The sequence below is a fragment of the Shewanella piezotolerans WP3 genome (assembly GCF_000014885.1).
In the GTDB taxonomy this organism is placed as follows: domain Bacteria; phylum Pseudomonadota; class Gammaproteobacteria; order Enterobacterales; family Shewanellaceae; genus Shewanella; species Shewanella piezotolerans.
This window is the reverse complement of sequence record NC_011566.1, coordinates 4,447,192-4,466,637: the sequence shown is the minus strand read 5'-3', so window position 1 is coordinate 4,466,637 and position 19,446 is coordinate 4,447,192. Positions and strand designations below refer to the sequence as shown.

The following is a 19,446-nucleotide window of genomic DNA, read 5'->3' as shown; positions in this document are numbered from 1 at the left end:
TCCTCTGTTTTCGAGGTAATTCTATGTTTAGCGCATTCGATATTTTTAAGATAGGTGTGGGCCCGTCGAGCTCTCATACTGTCGGGCCGATGAAGGCCGCAAAAGAGTTTATCGACGACCTACATCAAGCAAACCAATTTGAAAAAGTCACTCGCTTAAGTGTTGAGATCTTTGGCTCATTGTCACTCACAGGCAAAGGGCACCATACTGATATCGCAATTCTTATGGGCTTAGGTGGTAATACACCTGAGAGCGTCGATATCGAATCTATTCCGCATTTTATTAGCCAGGTTGAGCAAACTGAAAAGTTGCCAATGGGCAAAGAGCAGCGACTCGTCGATTTTGGACATGACGCCGTTATTTTCCACAACTACGCACTACCAATGCATGAGAACGGCATGATGTTGCACGCTTATGCTGGTGACGAAAAACTCATGAGTAACACCTATTATTCAATCGGTGGCGGTTTTATTGTCGAAGAAGCGCAGTTTGGTAAAGCAGTCGAAAATCCAGTTACCGTGCCTTATCCCTTTAACTATGCAGACGAATTGCTAGCAACATGCAATGAAACTGGGATGAGCATTAGTACCATCATGTTCAAAAATGAGCTGGCATTTAATAGTGAAGCTAATATCTACCAAGGTTTTGCAGATGTATGGGGTACCATGCACGCAGCGATCGAGAAAGGTTGCCAAACTGAAGGCGTATTATCTGGGCCTTTGCGAGTACCACGTCGTGCCCCTGCACTTTACCGTCAGCTATTAACGGGCGAACGTTTATCACAAGATCCAATGGAGATCGTCGATTGGATCAACGTATTTGCCATGGCTGTTAGTGAAGAAAATGCTGCTGGTGGACGGGTGGTGACTTCGCCAACTAATGGTGCTGCAGGCATTATTCCAGCGGTATTGGCGTACTACGACAAGTTTATTAAACCTGTTGGCCCACAAGAATATACTCGCTTCTTTTTAGCCGCTGCCGCAATTGGCTCCCTATATAAGCGTAATGCTTCTATTTCTGGTGCTGAAGTGGGTTGTCAGGGCGAAGTGGGGGTTGCTTGTTCTATGGCCGCTGCAGGTCTAGCAGAGGTTATGGGCGGCAATGCTGCACAAGTTTGTATGGCGGCTGAGATTGGTATGGAGCATAACTTAGGCCTGACGTGCGATCCCGTTGCAGGTCAAGTGCAAGTGCCTTGTATTGAGCGTAATGCGATTGCGGCAGTTAAAGCGATCAACTCATCAAGAATGGCGATGCGTCGTAATTGCCAACCTAAGGTAAGCTTAGATAAAGTGATTGCGACCATGTATGAGACAGGCAAAGATATGCATGTTAAATACCGTGAGACTAGCCAAGGCGGTTTAGCTATTAAGGTCACCAGTATCTGCGGCTAAAAGTTGAAATAGTTGCTAAAAAAGGCCATCAGTTGATGGCCTTTTTTAATGAATTAGAATCAATGAAAGCTACTTTTCTTCGTACATTAGATAGTAACTTTGATCCATACCTAGTGCGCTATAAGTCTGCTGCGCTTTGATATTTTCCTGCTCAACATAGAGTCTGAAGCTGGCCGCACCACCATTTTGTGCGGCGATATCTTTAACCTCTTGATAGAGTTTTTTGTAGATCCCTTGGCGACGATTTTCAGGGCGAATATAAACGCTTTGGATCCAGTAATAATCTTTAGCGCGCCAGTCACTCCATTCAAAGGTGACCATTAATGAACCCGCGATCTCACCATCAACTTCAGCGACTATATAAAAGCCCTTTTCCGGGGAGCTAAGTAGGGTGTTAACGCCTATGGATAGCTGGTCTGCGTCGAGCGAAAGCCCTTCCGTTTCCAATGCCATTGCTTGGTTGAAGTCTATTAGCGCTTGTAGATCAGTGGATAAGCCTTTACGGATGAGCATATTTAATTCCTCCTTTTTTGCTAACTTTAACATGAGCTCAAGTTTAAGAAATGCAACTTTTAACCATTTCGCTCCATTTTTATTCGACTAAAGTCTAACTCTGCTACACTTTTTCTATAGCTTATTTATAGGTGAGGGCGCGATGGAAAATACTCCCCAATCTGATGAACATAAAGATAATGATGAATGTAAACAGAGGGCTGTTGATTACAAGTCTATCAATCATCCACGCCATTTCGTGGCAACGATACTCACCTTTGGTCTTTGGGGGCTGGTTTGGTGGTGGCTTATCTTGCGTTCAGAAGGTAAGCATAAACAGATCTTTAGCGGTTTTGATGATGCTTATTGGAGCTACTTAATTGAACGAGATCAACCGCCAGCAGCACTTCATAAGATGAGTTTTAATAAAAATAAAGAAAATGCAAAATTCGACGCCTAATATTGAGAATTATTCATTGTAGTGGCAATTTTTGTAGTGAGTAGTTCGTTGAAGAGCGCAGCGTGATACAGATCATCTCTCCTGTTTAGTGCCTATGCTAAACTGCCGCGTTATTTTTTAAGCAAGTATCTGCTTGTGTCCTCTTTATCCAACAGTAGCAAGGTTTAAATATGTCAAAACAACAAACTTCACTTTTTAGAAAAGTGTGGTCAAGCTGGATGTCTGTGCCACTGTGGCTACAGATCATGATTGGTATGCTACTCGGGATCTTAACCGGTATCGGTTTTGGGGAACAAGCAACGGTACTAAAACCGATCGGCACCCTGTTTGTTAATACTATTAAGATGTTGATTGTGCCTTTGGTATTTTGTTCGCTGATAGTGGGCGTTACCTCTATGCAAGATACTGCCAAGATGGGGCGTATCGGCTTCAAATCTTTTGCCTTCTATTTGGGCACGACCTCAATAGCCATTACTGTGGGCCTTGCTGTTGGACACTTTTTACAGCCTGGTAAAGGGTTGGATATGGTTGCTGAACCCGCGGAACAAGTGGTTAAAGCGGCGCCATCAGTGATGGAAACTTTGATTAATATTGTGCCAACAAACCCTATTGCTGCATTGGCCAGTGGTCAGATCTTGCAAGTGATTGTGTTTGCAGTAGCGCTAGGTGTTGCTCTGGTACTGATTGGTGACCATGGCAAGCCTGCAATCAAAGTCTTTGAAAGTCTTGCAGAAGCTATGTATAAGCTGACTGATATGGTGATGAAACTAGCACCGTACGGTGTATTTGGCCTAATGGCATGGGTGGCTGGAGAGTATGGCATTGGCATGCTAATGCCTCTGATTAAAGTCATTGCGGCAGTTTATATTGGTTGCTTGCTGCATATTGTTGGCTTCTATAGCATAGTGTTGACAGTATTTGCCAAACTTAACCCTATACAGTTCTTTAAAGGGATCAGCAACGCTATTGCTGTTGCCTTTACCACCTCAAGCTCGGCGGGTACGTTACCTGCGAGTATGAAGTGCGCTAATGAGTATTTAGGGGTCAATAAGAAGATCTCTAGTTTTGTATTACCCCTTGGCACCACCATTAATATGGACGGCACGGCGTTATACCAAGGTGTGACAGCACTGTTTGTAGCACAAGCGTTTGGTATCGATTTAAGCTGGGTTGATTACATCACTATTATCTTAACCGCCACACTTGCTTCGATTGGCACCGCGGGTGTACCGGGCGCAGGCCTGGTGATGCTTACCTTAGTGTTGACTACCGTTGGTTTACCGCTAGAGGGTGTAGCATTGATTGCTGGTATCGACCGAGTGCTTGATATGGCTCGAACCGTGGTGAATGTGTCTGGCGATTTAGTGGCGACGACTGTGATAGCCAAATCTGAAGACGAACTTAATGTTGAGCATTACAATGCGGGCGTTGAAGAAAGCGCTGAAATAGCTGAAAAGTTAAAATCGTAACAGCTTAATTTAATAGCAAAAAAACCGCCAGTTGGGCGGTTTTTTTGTGTCATCTTTTACTGCTATACACAGTTTTACAATATTGGTTACTGCTTGCTGAGTACCATCAAGGTCTTACTATCTGCATCTTGCAGTAACAATTTACCTTTGCTTATTTTAGCTTGGCTAACTTCAGGCATCGCTTGCATGACGCGTTGCTCTTGTGCCATTAATGCATCGACACAGGCTTTCATAGTGTTACCTGCAGGCTGTAGCTGTATAGATTGACCTGATAAAACGTAACTGCCAAAGAAGTTATTGCAGCTATTATTACCGGTTAACTTACCTTCTGCTTCGAAAGTGAGCTGAGCTGGGCTATAGTCGATAACGGGTTGGCCGTTTGCGATCTCGATATGCCATGTACCTTCTATGGCTAAATCCTCGATTTGGGCTTGCGGCGTTGATTGGCATGCGGATAAACCCAGTAGCAAACTTGCTACGAAAAAGGATTGTTTTATCATGTTACGGATCCAAAGTGATTAATATCATTATATTGTGAGTATTTTAGCTCAAAATCAACCGAAATAAGGCGTTTGTTAGTGCAAAAAAATGTAATTAATTACCTCAAGATGTTGCATTGGGTAGGCTTAAGCATGTTGTTATGCGGTGTTGGCTTATATTTCTTTACGGAGCTAACACAACAGGTTACAGGAATGATGATTGTCGCCAGTTTGGCTGGATTAGGCATGGTAATGATGTCGCCTTTTCCCATTGCACTATTTCTGCAATGGGCTCAGGCTCAAAATCAAGATCAATAAGGTTTAGTCACTAAAGATTGACGACATAGTTCGAGATTATCCTCTGCGGCTTGCTGCATAGGGACCAATGATTGCTGGGCATCTGGGGTAAAAAAGCTTTTGCCGACTAGGATACTCAACTTACCCGCTTCTTTGGCTATCTGTTTGCGTAGGCGGCCAATTAAGGTGTCTAAGTTTGATTCACTATCTACAAACGCTAAGATCATAAATCTATCTTCATCAATACGGGCTGACATATCTGCTTCACGTAAGCTCTCGGCTATGATTCGAGCAAGTAATCGAGCCTTTTGCGCAGTCGATAGTGGGGCTGTGCGCATTAATGGATTGTCGACCAGCTCAATTAATACTATTCCCGCATGAGAGCCAAACCGTCTACTTAAACTTAATTGCCTTGGCGCCATTAAGCCAAAGCCATAGTGGTTAAGCATTTGAGTTGTTTCGTCTTGAAACGATAGCCTTTGCACTTGCTGCATTAAGTAAACTTGCTTCAGTTCACTTTGTAATAATGAACGCACAGACTCTATCACTGTTAGTGATGCTGATGTTGCTTGGGTTGTGTTTGGATCGCAAATGAGGATACAGCCGAAGACTCGACCATCAGGCCAGGATAACTGTATGCTGAGAACCTGCTCAAACTCAGCAAAGGCATCTCCAAGTTCATCGATAGTAAGTTCACTTGAGCCAAAGCTACTGATTGAGTTTATCGCGGTTAAAAGTGGAGAATTAGTCAGCACTTTTCCTGCTTTTAGAGCGCTATCATGATGCTTTTTACCACAAACTATCTGAGCATCTTGTCCCGAAAACTGCATAACAAGGCAAGTTTTAGCGCGATAAAGGTCGTTGAGTAGATCAACCTGTTGTTGCCACCTTGGCAAGCTAACTGCGGGTTGTTCCTGATCTCGCAGCCAAACATTATGATCGATATTTTGAGCTAACATGGGTAAAACTCACTTGTGATTAATTATGCTGATAATTCGGAATTAAAAATACATTTACTAGGTCGACTATACTGTTTTTTTGAAGTTGTTGAAATGTAAACAAGTAAAGATTTGATGTTAAGCATGCTTAAATCATGCTCATCGGATCACTCTTAATGCCCTTTGTATATTTGCTGCGATTTATAGCCATATTTTCGTTGGTGAAGTTGCTATAATGGCACTATTAATTAGGGTTTTTACTCCAGAAAATAATGATGAATAGCATTAAAATCCGTTTAGCCACAGTGCAAGACGTTGCCGCTTTGGCTGTCTTAGAGCAAAGCCAACAACAAGATGAATTGGCGATAGAACAGCGAAATAACAGTTTAGCTGGTCAGTCATTTAGTCAAGGTGATCTAACTTGTTTAGTCACACAGCATTGGGTTGTCGTCGCCGAACTTGATGGTGATATTATTGGTTACGTTATCGCGGGACGTTGGAGTTTCTTTAAGCAGTGGCCGATATATCGAAATTTGCTTAATCGACTGCCAAGAATTGACTACGAAAAAGCCAAGCTTAGCGAAAGAAATTGCTGTCAATATGGCCCGATCTGGATCGCGAGCGAATATCGTGGCCAAGGCATATTTGAAGCATTAGTGCAGTTTGTCAAAAAATCGGTGGCCAAGGAGTTGCCTTACATGGTGACTTTTATTGCTGAAGATAATGCAGGCTCCTTTGCCGCACATACTCGTAAGGGCGGAATGCAGGTCGTCGATTTTATTAGCTTTGACGATCGTGATTATTATTTGCTGGTATTACCCACTAGTGACTCTTTTTTCTAAGGACTGTTATGTTGTCTGAATCGGTAGCATCTATTTTCTCCCCCTATCTGCAATTGAATTTGTCAGCCTTCGATAACCTTAAGCTGGTCGTGGCGGTTTTAACCGATAGAGCTGAAGAGTGCCATGCCTTAGAAGCTGAGATGGCTGTTGAGGGGAAGGCTCAAACGGCATACTTGGTACGCTGGCATAAGCACTTTATCTATTGTGGTCGGACAAACTCTTATGGCAATAAGATTGATGAAGTCGCCGACTTGGATGCGATAAACCCTGAGTCGATAGAGGTGCTGCAGCCACCGGTATTGTCGATGCAACAAGTTGAGTTTATGTGCATGGAAAATGCTCACTTCGACCATATTTAGAGGGTAAGCGCCCCGGCGAAATTTAAAAGGCGAAATTTCCAATAGGAAAGATTAGCTACTGTTAGTTGTGGTATTGAGGTTTATATTGATATTTACAGATGATACGAATAACGACATTTTCAACGTAGTTCGATAACTCCTATGGGAAATTGGCATTGTCTGTGAATCTACTATTGCTTCGATGTGTTCAAGTCATCGCTATTCAGTATTGAAGTTTTAGAACGTTTAAGCTGACCTTCATCTATTTACGTTACAGTTAGCTCTGTCTCAACAATGTTTGATGAAGAGTGACACTTGATGTAGAAGAAGGTATTTTTACGCCGCTATACGTTAGTGAGTATCGATACTGGCATCATAAAAGTTGCTGTAATGGTTTTTATCTTTAAATTTTTCGAAGCTTGCATACTTCGCCTGGAAAACAATATATGAGTAGTACATCGACACATAAGCCTCGGCCTTTGGTTGACCTGATAGTGAGCATTGCGATCCCCGCTTTTATTCTAATGAAGCTAAGTGGTGAAGATCAGTTAGGGGCGAGTGGTGGATTAATGTTGGCGTTGAGCTTTCCGCTGGGCTGGGGCTTATTCGAGTTAATCAAATATAGGAAGTTTAATTTTATCGCCTTGCTTGGATTAGCCAATGTGCTGCTGACTGGCGGGATTGGTTTACTGGAGCTGGACCTTAAGTGGTTGGCCATTAAAGAAGCTGCTATCCCGGCGATTATCGGCACCGCTGTGGTGTTGTCGACCTTTACTTCTAAGCCATTAATTAAAGCCATCATATTTAATCCGGCGGTGATGGATGTTGATAAGATCAATGACAGGTTGAAAAAGAACAATTGCGTGGCTGCATTTGAACAGCGCTTAATGAAGGCCACTTATTTAGTTGGCGGCTCCTTCGCCTTTTCTGCCGTTATGAATTACGTTTTGGCTAAATGGATCGTCACCAGCCCAACAGGGACGCCAGAGTTTAATGAGCAGTTGGGGCAATTGAGTCTATACAGTTACCCAATGATCGCCGTGCCATCGATGTTGATGATGATGGGGATCTTTTATTATTTATGGCGCACTATTCATGATTTAACTGGGCTTAAACTAGAAGAGGTTTTGGCCAACCAGTAATGGTTGTGTCAGGTTGCGGCTGACTTACGCTTTACAGCGATAGGCAATCAAACTTCGTTTGATAAAGGGTCGTGACCTTGTCACTTATCAGGCGATGCCTGACTTCTAAGTTAGATTGCGTCTAACAACTGACGTCGCGGCGCTTCGCCCGCACCCAAGTGCCAATCAAGCTGCGCTTGATAAAGGTCGTGAGCTTCCAGCTCACACTCGGTCAAAAGGGGAACAACAGCTTCCCTCTCTTGATCATTTCTCTTATAAAAAGTCCGAGCCGCCCCTACGAAGTTGTTGATCCTCATGCTCCAATAAAAATTGCCTAACGGCTCAGATGGGACATCCATGTCCCTCCGAGCCTGAACCATCATCTTATAGGCAGGATGCCTGAATGTCTTGAAGTGCATGGATGCACGAGAAAGGCCATGATGGTTCTACGGCATTTTCATCTCCGCACTTCGGCAACTCCGATGGGGAATGTGTGTGTTCTGCTCGTTTTGAAGGTTAAATTTTACTCTGCCCCACTAATCTGGATGCCAAAGAACGGCCTGTCCCGCGAAAGCTATGCCGACATCTGATAGGCAGTATGCCTGAATGTCTTGAAGTGCATGGATGCATGAGAAAGACCGTGTGGGCATTACGGTTATTTTTCAACGTACTTCGGTAACTCTGATGGGGAATTGGTGTTTTCAGGTAGCCTTGTGGAAAGTTTAGGTTGATCTCACTTATTTCAACTATTGTTCAATAAAATTTGAAATAGAGATGCTATTTCGATCTGCCCCGCTGTCTATTAATTATTCACTATTCTTTTTTAGTGCTAGAGTGTTGTGGCTACAAAAGGATTTATTAAAAAAAGGATTTATTAAAAAAAGGATTTGTAATGAAAGGATTTGTGAGAAAAGGATTTGCTCTTAGCGTCTTTTTATTGTTTTTTTCAACTAACTCAGTGGCTCAGGATGAGTGTTATGATGAGGAGTGTCGCGTTAATTCGAAAGAGGTTGTTAATATTGAAGGTGCAGTAGCCGTTGGAGCTAAAACTGCAAAGTTAAAAGTTGCTTTCGAACTCGATATTACCAAAGCTTCTCTTAGAGGTGAAACTAACATCAGTGTTAACTCAAAGAAAATTAAGTCGATTGACATAGAGATGGAATGTGATTGGTCTGAGGATATCTGCAGTAATGAAAATAAGCTCAAGCAATACTTTGGATATGATTTAAGGGAAGTTAACTCATATTTCATGGATAGCACAGGATTTAATTGGAGTGCCCTTGTTTTTGCTCAACCAGCTGTTTCGAAAATTAAAGTGCCTATTGCCAGCTCTGCTAATGCATTTGTACGTGGCTTAACTGATGAAACGGTTAAGTTGCTGATAAATTACTATCAAGAATATGAAAATGGCAAGATTTACATTACCTACAAAGGACAAGGGATTGAGCTGAAGGTTAGACTTGTACTGAACAAAAAGACTCAATACTGGGAAGTTGATGAGAGTATTTTTTTTAATGTAGAAGATAAGTATATGGATTTGGCTACAGATGATATATGGGGCTTTCTGGCAGCGAACGAAGACCTGCGTGATAGCATTGTTGATCCTTTAGTCTCAGCGAATAAAATAAAATTTTGTGAGGAGGTACCCTACAAAATTATGGTCATACAGAACGATGGTACCGTAAGAGAGCACACAGGAATGGCTACACGCTGCCATTTTGTAACTGTATTAAATTAGAGTTAGCGTGTTTTTCTCGTCAATTTTTATAGTCAGCAACTCTAGTGCTAGATAGTTCCTGAGTTGCTGAATCAGTGTAGATACGGCTGAGGCCGTCGATAACATGGCCAATTCTGTTCCATACAGAATTTGGCATTCCCTCCGTCCATGAAGGTCAGATGTTTTCGTTGAGCTTAGATTGTAATTAGGAAGCGGAATGCTTATCTTGCGAAGTTTTATAGTTGGCGGCTATGCATATTACAGGAAGAAAAAGCTTGAACACGGTAATGCTGTGACAATGCTAATATTATCTGTATTTGGCTTGCCTACATTAATTGTTGCTGGGGTGGTCTTTCATATATCTAAAGACCTTTCTGCTATTTTTGATAAATATGTATTCGAGCTAATATTAGTGTTTTTAGCTATTGGTCTATTAGCTATTTATAAGATGGATAAATACTTAGAAGCATACCAAAGTGAAGAGATGTTAAAAGCTCTATCAAGAGAGATTAGCATTCATAGTGTAATCGTTTATTCTCTAATTGCTGTAAATTTTTGTGTTTGGTATTTTCTAAGGTAGTTAGTATGGTCAAGCTTTGGTTCTCTAAGGTGTTTAGCAGAAGTTTTAGGCTGAGTACATTTTAATTATTAGTGACTTAGGTGACGGTGCTTTCTAACCCAGTGTAGATGCGACCGTGACCGTCCATGACATGGATGTCATGGCTGAGCTTACAGGGAGGTATTTATAGCGTGTCACGGCAGTATCTGCACATGCGCTGACCGCAGGTCATTGTAACCTGTGTGGTTGCAAGTTGCCACTGAGTATTACCGTTACGCTGTAGCTGCTGGTTCACTAAGGAAAATGAGCTAACCCCATTAAAACAAGTTCCTTATCAGAACCCTGATACTTCAAAAATAACTGCGCAATATCATTGGGCGCGTCCTCAATGACAGTAAATCCATGTTGAGCATAAAGTCCTACTAAATGGGCGAGAGCAAAAATGTAAGTTTTGCCATCACAAAGAACGGGTTCAAGTTCTCGCATCAACAAATGCCCCACACCTTGGCCGCGAAAATCTGGATGCACCAACATCCCGGTTAAAATGGATAACTGACCAATAGGCCGAATTCGCGCACTAGCTATTATCTTCGAAGAGGTGATTTCGCCAAAACTATCAAAGTTAGGGTCAGTTTGCGTTAACACGCAGAGTGACTCTTTCTGTAACAAGCGTGCGTAGGGCATGTGCTGGCGATAGAACTTCTTCACCTCGTTGCGATCATCAGGCGCTAACCAAGTTAATTGCACTGTGCTGTTTATCCTTACCGATTAAAAGAAAATTATGACGACTAAAGCAAAATGCATACGACTTGCGGTAGAGCTAATTTTTGTCAGTTCAAACATCTGAGGTTAGGTCATATTGCTTTTCTAATCTAGTGTAGATGCGACTGAGGCCTTCGATGGCATGGATGCCATCACAGAGCTTACAGGGCCAATTCTGTTCCATACAGAATTTGGCATTCCCTCCGTCCATGGAGGTCAGATGTACTTGCAGCGTATCTCAGTAGTATCTGCACATACGCCGACCGCAGGTCATTGGAACCACTACAGTTGGAAGGTAACTGTAATACGCTATTTATGGCGTTTTGCGTAATTGTGTCACTCTGATGCAAAACCTATACACAAATTACAGAGATAACGACGATTTCTTGCCATTCATAGTAAACCTTCATGTCTGTTCCAGACATAACGACGATTTTTTGCCATCCTTGGCAAATCGTCATAAATGTTCCAGACATAACGACGATTTCTTGCCATCCTTGGCAAATCGTCATAAATGTTCCAGACATAACGACGATTTCTTGCCATCCTTGGCAAATCGTCATAAATGTTCCAGACATAACGACGATTTCTTTCCATCCTTGGCAAATCGTCATAAATGTTTCAGACATAACGATGATTTCTTGCCATCCTTGGCAAATCGTCATAAATGTTCCAGACATAACGACGATTTTTTGCCATCCTTGGCAAATCGTCATAAATGTTCCAGACATAAAAAAAACCGCCGGTAGGCGGTTTTAATTGCAAGCTTTGCCGATTTAATCGGTAGAGCTTAAAGACCTGCGTCAGCGCGTAGGGCTTCTGCTTTGTCTGTTGCTTCCCAAGGGAACTCGTTACGACCAAAGTGACCATATGCAGCAGTCGCTTGATAGATTGGACGAGCTAGGTTCAACATCTCTGTTAGACCGTATGGGCGTAGGTCGAAGTGACGACGTACTAGATCAATCAGTAACTCTTCAGCCACTTTCGCAGTGCCAAATGTTTCGATGCTGATTGATGTTGGCTCTGCCACACCAATGGCATAAGACACTTGGATTTCACAACGATCTGCAAGACCCGCTGCAACGATGTTCTTCGCCACGTAACGTGCTGCGTATGCTGCGCTGCGGTCAACCTTCGATGGATCTTTACCAGAGAAAGCACCGCCACCGTGACGAGCCATGCCGCCGTAGGTATCAACGATGATCTTACGACCTGTTAGACCACAATCGCCTACTGGGCCACCGATAACAAAACGGCCGGTTGGGTTGATGAAGTATTTAGTGTCTTTAGATAACCACTTAGCCGGAAGTACTGGCTTGATGATGGTTTCCATAACACCTTCAATCAGATCCGCTTGACTAACGTCTTCACGATGCTGAGTTGAAAGGACCACAGCGTCGATTCCCGCAATGCTACCGTCGTTGTTGTACGCAAAAGTCACCTGACTTTTCGCATCTGGACGTAACCACGGAAGGGTCTTGTCTTTACGTACTTCAGATTGACGCTTAACCAGCTTGTGTGAGTAAGTGATAGGCGCAGGCATTAACACGTCAGTTTCGTTATTTGCATAACCAAACATTAGGCCTTGGTCGCCAGCACCCTGTTCTTTAGGATCTGCGCGGTCAACACCTTGGTTGATATCTGGAGACTGTTTACCAATAGCATTGAGAATTGCACAAGAGTCAGCATCAAAACCCATGTCTGAGTGGGTGTAACCGATTTCACGTACGGTCTTACGGGTGATCTCTTCGATATCAACCCAAGCTGAAGTGGTGACTTCGCCGCCAACCATAACCATGCCAGTTTTGACATAAGTTTCGCATGCTACGCGTGCTTTTGGATCTTGCTCCAAAATTGCGTCTAGTACCGCATCAGAAATCTGATCGGCGATTTTATCTGGGTGACCTTCTGAGACCGACTCAGAGGTGAACAAGTGCTTTGCCATGATGGTAAATCTCGTCTTTAAACAATTTGAATGTGTAGAAGTATCTACATCTAGACGGCTATCTTAGTGGAAAACAGCTTGGATGACACCCTTTTCACTTAATTTTGTGCAGTAATCCACGCTATTAAATCCCTAATAGGTACAAGGATAATAACGCTGGTTTTTTCTAAGTTACTGATAAAAATATTATAAACTTGTTTGGTTCGCTAGCTTGTTCTGATAAAAAAATGATCAAGCAATTGCCATTATTGAGCGGTTAGCTGTGGAATATTTTATTTTTGCTTAGCTAAATTCGTTCGCAATTAAGTTAAGGTGTTGTTAAATATGGTTAGAGTGTCATAGGTAATGAATAATATGTTTCGATAATTTTTCATATCAGGTGAATTAAATTTGCGTCCTACTGCCTAGTAGGCGAAAATATGGCTCCAAATTTTGCTGTAGTAGAAGGTTAAGCAGATACCGCACTTGCTGCCTTTCGCTAGATCTAAGCCTCAATACCCAACACGACGCAGGAGAGAGCATGTCATCTCGTAAAGAACTCGCTAACGCAATCCGTGCATTAACCATGGATGCCGTTCAAAAAGCCAATTCTGGTCACCCAGGTGCACCAATGGGGATGGCTGACATCGCTGAAGTGCTATGGAATGATTTCCTAAAGCACAACCCAAACAACCCTGAGTGGGTTGATCGTGACCGTTTTATCTTGTCAAACGGCCATGGTTCTATGCTTATATACTCTCTGCTTCACCTTACGGGTTATGCATTGCCAATCGAGGAGTTGAAAAACTTCCGTCAGCTTCACTCTAAAACACCTGGTCACCCAGAATATGGTTACACACCTGGTGTTGAAACAACCACTGGCCCACTAGGCGCTGGTATCAGTAACGCTGTCGGTATGGCGATTGCTGAAAAAACATTAGCGGCACAGTTTAACCAACCAGGTCATGACATTGTTGACCACTTCACATACTGCTTCCTAGGCGATGGCTGTTTGATGGAAGGTATCTCACACGAAGCCTGTTCTTTAGCGGGTACCTTAGGTCTTGGTAAGCTAGTCGCTTTCTGGGATGACAACGGTATCTCTATCGATGGTCACGTTGAAGGCTGGTTTACTGACGATACGCCTAAGCGTTTTGAGTCTTACGGCTGGCACGTAATTGCTAACGTAGATGGTCATGACAGCGACGCTATCCGCGCCGCTATCGAAGAAGCTAAGTCAGTGACTGACAAGCCAACTATGATCTGCTGTAAAACAACGATTGGTTTTGGTTCACCAAACAAGTCTGGCAGCCATGATTGTCACGGCGCGCCACTGGGTGATGCTGAAATTGCAGCTGCACGTGAGTTCCTAGGTTGGGAACACGGTGCATTTGAAATTCCTGAAAAAGTTTATGAAGGGTGGGATGCTAAAGATTCTGGCGCTTCAAATGAAGCTAGCTGGAACGAAAAGTTTGCTGCATACACTGCTGCTTTCCCTGAACTTGCTGCTGAATATAAGCGCCGTGTTATCACTGGCGAACTGCCTGCAGAATTTGAAGAAAAGGCAAATGCCTTTATTCAAGAGTGCCAAGACAAAGCTGAAGGCATTGCTAGCCGTAAAGCATCACAAAATGCTATCGGTGCATTCGGTGCAATCTTACCTGAAATGCTAGGTGGTTCAGCTGACCTTGCTGGTTCTAACTTAACGTTATGGTCAGGTTCTAAAGGTATTCAAGATGACCCAGCCGGTAACTACATCTACTACGGTGTACGTGAATTCGGTATGAGCGGTATCATGAACGGTGCTTCTTTACACGGTGGTTTCATCAACTACGGTGCTACTTTCATGATGTTTATGGAATACGCGCGTAACGCAGTACGTATGTCAGCATTGATGGGCATTCAAAACATCTTCGTTTACACCCATGACTCTATCGGTCAAGGTGAAGATGGTCCAACTCACCAGCCTGTTGAGCAACTTGCCAACTTGCGCATGACTCCAAACATGACAGTATGGCGCCCATGTGATGCGGCTGAAACTGCTGTATCTTGGAAGAACGCGATTGAACGTCGTGACGCCCCAACATCCCTTATCTTTAGCCGCCAAGGCCTAAAGGCTCAAGCACGAAGCGCTGAGCAGTTAGCTAATGTTGCTAAAGGTGGTTATGTACTGAGTGATTGTGCTGGCACACCTGAGCTAATTCTTATTGCAACGGGTAGTGAAGTGCAGCTGGCACTTGATTCTGCAGCTGCGCTAACAGAGCAAGGTCAAAAAGTTCGCGTCGTTTCTATGCCGTCAACTAACGAGTTTGACAAGCAAGATGCAGCTTACAAAGAGTCTGTACTGCCAAGCAATGTGACTAAGCGTGTTGCTATTGAAGCTGCTCACGTTGATTTCTGGCACAAGTATGTTGGTTTCGGCGGCGCTGTTGTTGGTATGACTACCTTTGGTGAGTCTGCACCTGGCGGCGACTTAATGAAGCACTTCGGTTTTACTGTTGAAAATGTTGTAGCAACCGCTAACGGTCTATAATCAGTTTTAGCATTTAAAGCAGCAGATGCAATGGCTCACTTGCCTGTCGATTAGTGCGTGCATTGCATCTCATGATTGCTCTATGATCTAACGGCTTACCAATTGCGGTAGGCCGTTGTTGTATCAAAGAAACAAGGTAAATGAGTTAATGATAAGAGTCGCTATTAACGGCTACGGCCGCATTGGTCGTTCAATTCTTCGTGCAGTCTACGAGTCTGCAAAACGCGATCGAATTCAAATCGTGGCGATTAATGAGTTGGCAAAGCCTGAAGCGATGCTACATTTAACCCAGTACGATACTACTCACGGCCGTTTTCATACCCAAGTTAAGCTTGATGAACAACATATGATTATTGGTGATGACGCCATCAAGCTGTTGCATGAGCCCAATCCTGCTAACTTGCCTTGGCAAGAGATGGATATTGATATTGTATTTGAAGCGACGGGGGTTATTAACGACAGACAAGCGTGCGAAGCACATATTGAAGCAGGTGCTCGGCAGGTTTTAATTAGCCATCCCTCTTCAAGTGATGTAGATGCGACCATTGTTTACGGTGTTAACCAAGATCTCCTAAAGGCTGAACATACTATTGTCTCAAATGCCTCATGTACTACCAACTGCATCGTACCTGTGATTGATGTTTTAGATAGACATTTTCAAGTTAAGAGTGGCGCTATTACCACTATTCATTCTGCGATGAATGATCAACAAGTGATTGATGCTTACCATGATGATTTGCGTCGCACCCGCGCTGCTGGACAGTCAATTATTCCGGTTGATACTAAGCTTGCCCGTGGTATTGAACGTATATTGCCGCACATGAAAGATAAGTTTGAAGCGATTTCTGTGCGTGTACCAACGATTAACGTTACCGCTATCGACCTCTCCGTTACGCTAGATAAGCGCGTCGATATTGAGCAGGTAAATAGGGTGCTTAAGCAGGCAACTGAAGGCTCATTTTCCGGTGTAGTTGGTTACACTAATGAACCATTAGTGTCGTGTGATTTTAACCACGACCCGCGTTCAAGCATTGTCGATGGCACTCAAACTCGAGTCAGCGATGGCCATTTAGTAAAGCTATTGCTCTGGTGTGATAATGAATGGGGGTTCGCTAACCGTATGCTCGATACCAGCTTAGAGATGATTAAGGCTAGAAGAGCATAGGCCCTGCTACTGTTGTAGAACGGCATTTATTTGTAGGTCGGTATTTATGCCGTCAAAGGTATATAGCAATACCAAGAAACAGCTTGGACGTTTGAAGCCTGAAAACAACGGCAGCAGGCAAAGTTGTAGAATGGCCTTTTTTGTAGGTCGGCATTCATGCCGTCAAAGATTTATATCATGGCCAAGAAACAGCTTGGACGGTTCAAGCTTAGAATAGATGTTCAAGCTTGAAAGATAAAAGATAAGTCGCTTCAAATTCGGCATGTTTGATTATGCTGAACCTAGAAAGAATAAACCAGATGGCTAGGTGTTGTGTCCCAGCGGTCAGGTAATACAGTTTAACTTTAATTTTTTAACTTTAACTTAAATCGTAAGGAAGCATGAAAATGTCGATTCTTAATATGCAAGACCTAGAGCTACAAGGTAAGCGTGTGCTTATTCGTGAAGATCTTAACGTACCGGTTAGCGATGGTGTAGTAACAAGTGACGCGCGTCTACGTGCATCACTTCCAACTATTAAGCTAGCGCTCGAAAAAGGCGCTGCTGTTATGGTGATGTCGCACTTAGGCCGCCCTACAGAGGGGGAGTTTAACGCTGAGTTTTCTATGCAACCAGTCGTTAACTATCTTGCGAAAGCACTGGATTGCCCTGTGCGTCTAGCTAGCGAATACCTTGATGGTGTTGACGTGGCTGTTGGTGAAGTGGTTGTATTTGAAAACGTCCGTTTCAATGTCGGCGAAAAGAAAAACGATGAAGCATTAGCGAAGAAGATGGCTGCACTGTGCGACGTTTACGTGATGGATGCATTTGGTACAGCGCATCGTGCTCAAGCGTCAACTCATGGTGTGGGTTTACACGCTCCTATCGCTTGTGCGGGTCCTTTGCTAGCGGGTGAACTTGCAGCGTTAGGCAAAGCACTAGATAACCCTGCGCGCCCAATGGTGGCGATTGTTGGTGGTTCTAAGGTATCAACTAAGCTGACTGTACTAGAAAGCCTGTCAACTAAAGTTGATCAGCTGGTTGTTGGTGGCGGTATTGCTAATACGTTCGTGGCTGCAGCAGGCCACAATGTCGGTAAGTCGCTGTATGAAGCAGACTTGATTGATGAAGCTAAGCGTCTTGTTGCGGCAGCACAAAGCGGTGGTGGCGATATTCCAGTACCAACCGATGTGGTTGTTGCTGGCGAGTTTAGCCCAACGGCGACTGCAACCTTGAAAGATGTTAGTGCTGTTTCAGATACCGATATGATTTTTGATATTGGTCCAGATAGCGCAGAGGCGTTAGCTGAAATTATCAAAAATGCAGGCACAGTTGTTTGGAACGGCCCTGTAGGCGTATTTGAGTTTGATCAGTTCGGCGAAGGTACTAAGCGTATTGCACAGGCAATCGCTGATTCAAATGCCTTCTCTATTGCGGGCGGCGGTGACACGCTTGCAGCGGTTGATAAGTATGATATCGCTGATAAGGTGTCATATATCTCAACAGGTGGCGGTGCTTTCCTTGAGTTTTTAGAAGGCAAAGAGTTGCCAGCAGTAGCAATGCTTGAGAGTCGCGCTCAGTAATAGACTCTGATTTTGCTATAGCATACAAAAAAATTACCAAACTGTATGTTGGCGGGCTTTAAATCGACATTTGTCGGGGGTACACTAGCCGCCAACTATACAGTGCTTAGCGCTGTAGCTTAAAAGTATAACAATTATAAAAAATAACCAGTAACCGTTATTGAGTTTAAAGCAAGAATGCTGGTGACTTGATGACATAAAAATCAATCCAAACGATAGCGACCTCGGTGAGTCAAATCACCCTATTATTGGAGTAAAAAATGGCCTTAATTTCCCTACGTCAAATGTTAGATCACGCAGCAGAACATGGATATGGCGTACCTGCGTTTAACGTAAACAACCTTGAGCAGATGCGTGCAATTATGCAAGCTGCTGAAGCAACTGACAGCCCTGTGATCGTGCAAGCATCAGCTGGTGCCCGTAAGTATGCTCGTCCACAGTTCCTGAAGTATCTAATGGCTGCAGCACTTGAGCAGTATCCGGATATCCCTGTTTGTATTCACCAAGATCACGGTACGGATCCTGATATTTGTCAGCGCTCTATTCAATTAGGCATGTCATCAGTAATGATGGATGGCTCTTTGATGGCAGATGGTAAAACTCCTGCATCTTATGACTACAACGTCGATGTCACTCGTCGTACAGTGGCATTTGCTCACGCATGTGGCGTATCTGTTGAAGGTGAAATTGGTTGTTTAGGTAGCCTAGAAACAGGACAAGCTGGCGAGGAAGATGGTATTGGTGCAGTAGGCACGCTGAGCATGGATCAAATGCTTACCACTCCTGAAGAGGCTGCACGTTTTGTATCTGACACTCATGTTGATGCACTGGCCATTGCGATTGGTACTAGCCACGGCGCGTATAAGTTTAGCCGTAAACCTACCGGTGACGTGCTACGTATTGACCGTATCAAAGAGATCCACGCTCGGATTCCTAACACTCACTTAGTGATGCATGGTTCATCTTCAGTGCCACAAGAGTGGTTAGAGATCATCAACCAGTACGGTGGTGCTATCCCTGAAACATATGGTGTACCACTGGAAGAGATCGTTGAAGGTATCAAACATGGTGTTCGTAAAGTAAACATCGATACTGATTTGCGTCTAGCATCTACCGGTGCTGTACGTAAGTTCCTTGCTGAAAACCCAACAGAATTTGATCCTCGTAAATTCTTGAAGGCGTCAATGGAAGCAATGGCTGATATCTGTACCACTCGTTACGAAGCATTTGGTTGTGCGGGTATGGGCTCGAAAATTAAGCCTAAGTCGCTGCAAGCGATGTACAAGGCATACCAGTCAGGCGAACTTGATCCACAAATCAAGTAAGTTTCATTGAGAAACTGAATTGCTTTAAATAAAAATACCTGCCGAGTGCAGGTATTTTTTTATCCATTTTTC

At 43.6% G+C, this 19,446-nt stretch carries 20 protein-coding genes; 13 read left to right on the top strand and 7 right to left on the bottom strand.

The genetic code is table 11. The annotated features are described in order from the left end of the window. Positions 1-23: 23 nt before the first annotated feature. Positions 24-1,391, top strand: a complete 1,368-nt coding sequence (locus SWP_RS19010) for an L-serine ammonia-lyase (protein WP_020914251.1) — start codon at positions 24-26, stop codon at positions 1,389-1,391. 69 nt (positions 1,392-1,460) lie between these two features. Here the strand turns inward: SWP_RS19010 and SWP_RS19005 are convergent, their stop codons facing one another. Further along, complete coding sequence (locus SWP_RS19005) at positions 1,461-1,904, bottom strand: GNAT family N-acetyltransferase (protein ID WP_020914250.1); 444 nt, start codon at positions 1,902-1,904, stop codon at positions 1,461-1,463. A gap of 142 nt (positions 1,905-2,046) precedes the next feature. On the opposite strand from SWP_RS19005, the gene SWP_RS19000 reads away from it, so the two are divergent. Both SWP_RS19000 and SWP_RS18995 read left to right on the top strand, forming a co-directional pair. Further along, entirely contained in the window at positions 2,047-2,343 is a 297-nt protein-coding gene (locus tag SWP_RS19000) for a hypothetical protein (protein WP_020914249.1), read from the top strand. 170 nt (positions 2,344-2,513) lie between these two features. Then, positions 2,514-3,812, top strand: coding sequence for a dicarboxylate/amino acid:cation symporter (locus SWP_RS18995; protein WP_020914248.1), 1,299 nt, complete (start codon positions 2,514-2,516; stop codon positions 3,810-3,812). 86 nt (positions 3,813-3,898) lie between these two features. Here the strand turns inward: SWP_RS18995 and SWP_RS18990 are convergent, their stop codons facing one another. Then, complete coding sequence (locus tag SWP_RS18990) at positions 3,899-4,312, bottom strand: META domain-containing protein (protein WP_020914247.1); 414 nt, start codon at positions 4,310-4,312, stop codon at positions 3,899-3,901. Positions 4,313-4,390: 78 nt separating this feature from the next. On the opposite strand from SWP_RS18990, the gene SWP_RS18985 reads away from it, so the two are divergent. After that, positions 4,391-4,609: a hypothetical protein gene (locus tag SWP_RS18985; protein ID WP_020914246.1), complete on the top strand. Its 219-nt coding sequence runs from the start codon at positions 4,391-4,393 to the stop codon at positions 4,607-4,609. On the opposite strand, the gene SWP_RS18980 is transcribed toward SWP_RS18985, so the two are convergent. Continuing rightward, positions 4,603-5,547, bottom strand: a complete 945-nt coding sequence (locus tag SWP_RS18980) for a GGDEF domain-containing protein (protein ID WP_020914245.1) — start codon at positions 5,545-5,547, stop codon at positions 4,603-4,605. The genes SWP_RS18985 and SWP_RS18980 overlap by 7 nt on opposite strands. 263 nt (positions 5,548-5,810) lie before the next feature. Between SWP_RS18980 and SWP_RS18975 the strand changes: the two genes are divergently transcribed. From SWP_RS18975 to SWP_RS18965, 3 genes are all read left to right on the top strand, one after another. Next, complete coding sequence (locus SWP_RS18975) at positions 5,811-6,368, top strand: GNAT family N-acetyltransferase (protein ID WP_044556529.1); 558 nt, start codon at positions 5,811-5,813, stop codon at positions 6,366-6,368. Positions 6,369-6,376: 8 nt separating this feature from the next. Continuing rightward, on the top strand, positions 6,377-6,727 hold the full coding sequence (locus tag SWP_RS18970; RefSeq protein WP_020914243.1) for a hypothetical protein: 351 nt from the start codon (positions 6,377-6,379) through the stop codon (positions 6,725-6,727). A 425-nt stretch (positions 6,728-7,152) separates the two neighbouring features. Beyond that, positions 7,153-7,848: a VC0807 family protein gene (locus tag SWP_RS18965; protein WP_020914241.1), complete on the top strand. Its 696-nt coding sequence runs from the start codon at positions 7,153-7,155 to the stop codon at positions 7,846-7,848. Between the two features lie 110 nt (positions 7,849-7,958). On the opposite strand, the gene SWP_RS18960 is transcribed toward SWP_RS18965, so the two are convergent. Further along, the gene (locus SWP_RS18960; RefSeq protein WP_143711213.1) at positions 7,959-8,186 is read right to left on the bottom strand and encodes a hypothetical protein; all 228 of its coding nucleotides are present in this window, start codon (positions 8,184-8,186) and stop codon (positions 7,959-7,961) included. A 533-nt stretch (positions 8,187-8,719) separates the two neighbouring features. On the opposite strand from SWP_RS18960, the gene SWP_RS18955 reads away from it, so the two are divergent. Further along, complete coding sequence (locus SWP_RS18955) at positions 8,720-9,565, top strand: hypothetical protein (RefSeq protein WP_020914240.1); 846 nt, start codon at positions 8,720-8,722, stop codon at positions 9,563-9,565. A gap of 196 nt (positions 9,566-9,761) precedes the next feature. Continuing rightward, positions 9,762-10,124 (top strand): hypothetical protein, encoded by a 363-nt coding sequence (locus tag SWP_RS18950; protein ID WP_020914239.1) that lies wholly within the window; start codon positions 9,762-9,764, stop codon positions 10,122-10,124. A 273-nt stretch (positions 10,125-10,397) separates the two neighbouring features. On the opposite strand, the gene SWP_RS18945 is transcribed toward SWP_RS18950, so the two are convergent. The 3 genes from SWP_RS18945 to metK all read right to left on the bottom strand — a co-directional run bounded on the left by SWP_RS18945 (position 10,398) and on the right by metK (position 12,810). After that, on the bottom strand, positions 10,398-10,850 hold the full coding sequence (locus tag SWP_RS18945; RefSeq protein ID WP_020914238.1) for a GNAT family N-acetyltransferase: 453 nt from the start codon (positions 10,848-10,850) through the stop codon (positions 10,398-10,400). 368 nt (positions 10,851-11,218) lie between these two features. Then, on the bottom strand, positions 11,219-11,596 hold the full coding sequence (locus tag SWP_RS18940) for a hypothetical protein (RefSeq protein WP_143711212.1): 378 nt from the start codon (positions 11,594-11,596) through the stop codon (positions 11,219-11,221). A 59-nt stretch (positions 11,597-11,655) separates the two neighbouring features. Beyond that, positions 11,656-12,810 carry a methionine adenosyltransferase gene (gene metK / locus SWP_RS18935; protein ID WP_020914236.1) on the bottom strand — a complete coding sequence of 385 codons (1,155 nt, stop codon included), beginning with the start codon at positions 12,808-12,810 and terminating at the stop codon, positions 11,656-11,658. Between the two features lie 520 nt (positions 12,811-13,330). On the opposite strand from metK, the gene tkt reads away from it, so the two are divergent. The 4 genes from tkt to fba all read left to right on the top strand — a co-directional run bounded on the left by tkt (position 13,331) and on the right by fba (position 19,374). After that, a complete protein-coding gene (tkt, locus tag SWP_RS18930) occupies positions 13,331-15,322 on the top strand; it encodes a transketolase (RefSeq protein ID WP_020914235.1) in 1,992 nt (663 codons plus the stop codon). 148 nt (positions 15,323-15,470) lie between these two features. Continuing rightward, on the top strand, positions 15,471-16,487 hold the full coding sequence (gene epd / locus SWP_RS18925; RefSeq protein WP_020914234.1) for an erythrose-4-phosphate dehydrogenase: 1,017 nt from the start codon (positions 15,471-15,473) through the stop codon (positions 16,485-16,487). Positions 16,488-16,873: 386 nt separating this feature from the next. Continuing rightward, a complete protein-coding gene (locus SWP_RS18920) occupies positions 16,874-18,049 on the top strand; it encodes a phosphoglycerate kinase (protein ID WP_020914233.1) in 1,176 nt (391 codons plus the stop codon). A gap of 260 nt (positions 18,050-18,309) precedes the next feature. After that, complete coding sequence (fba, locus tag SWP_RS18915; RefSeq protein ID WP_020914232.1) at positions 18,310-19,374, top strand: class II fructose-bisphosphate aldolase; 1,065 nt, start codon at positions 18,310-18,312, stop codon at positions 19,372-19,374. Positions 19,375-19,446 lie beyond the last annotated feature (72 nt).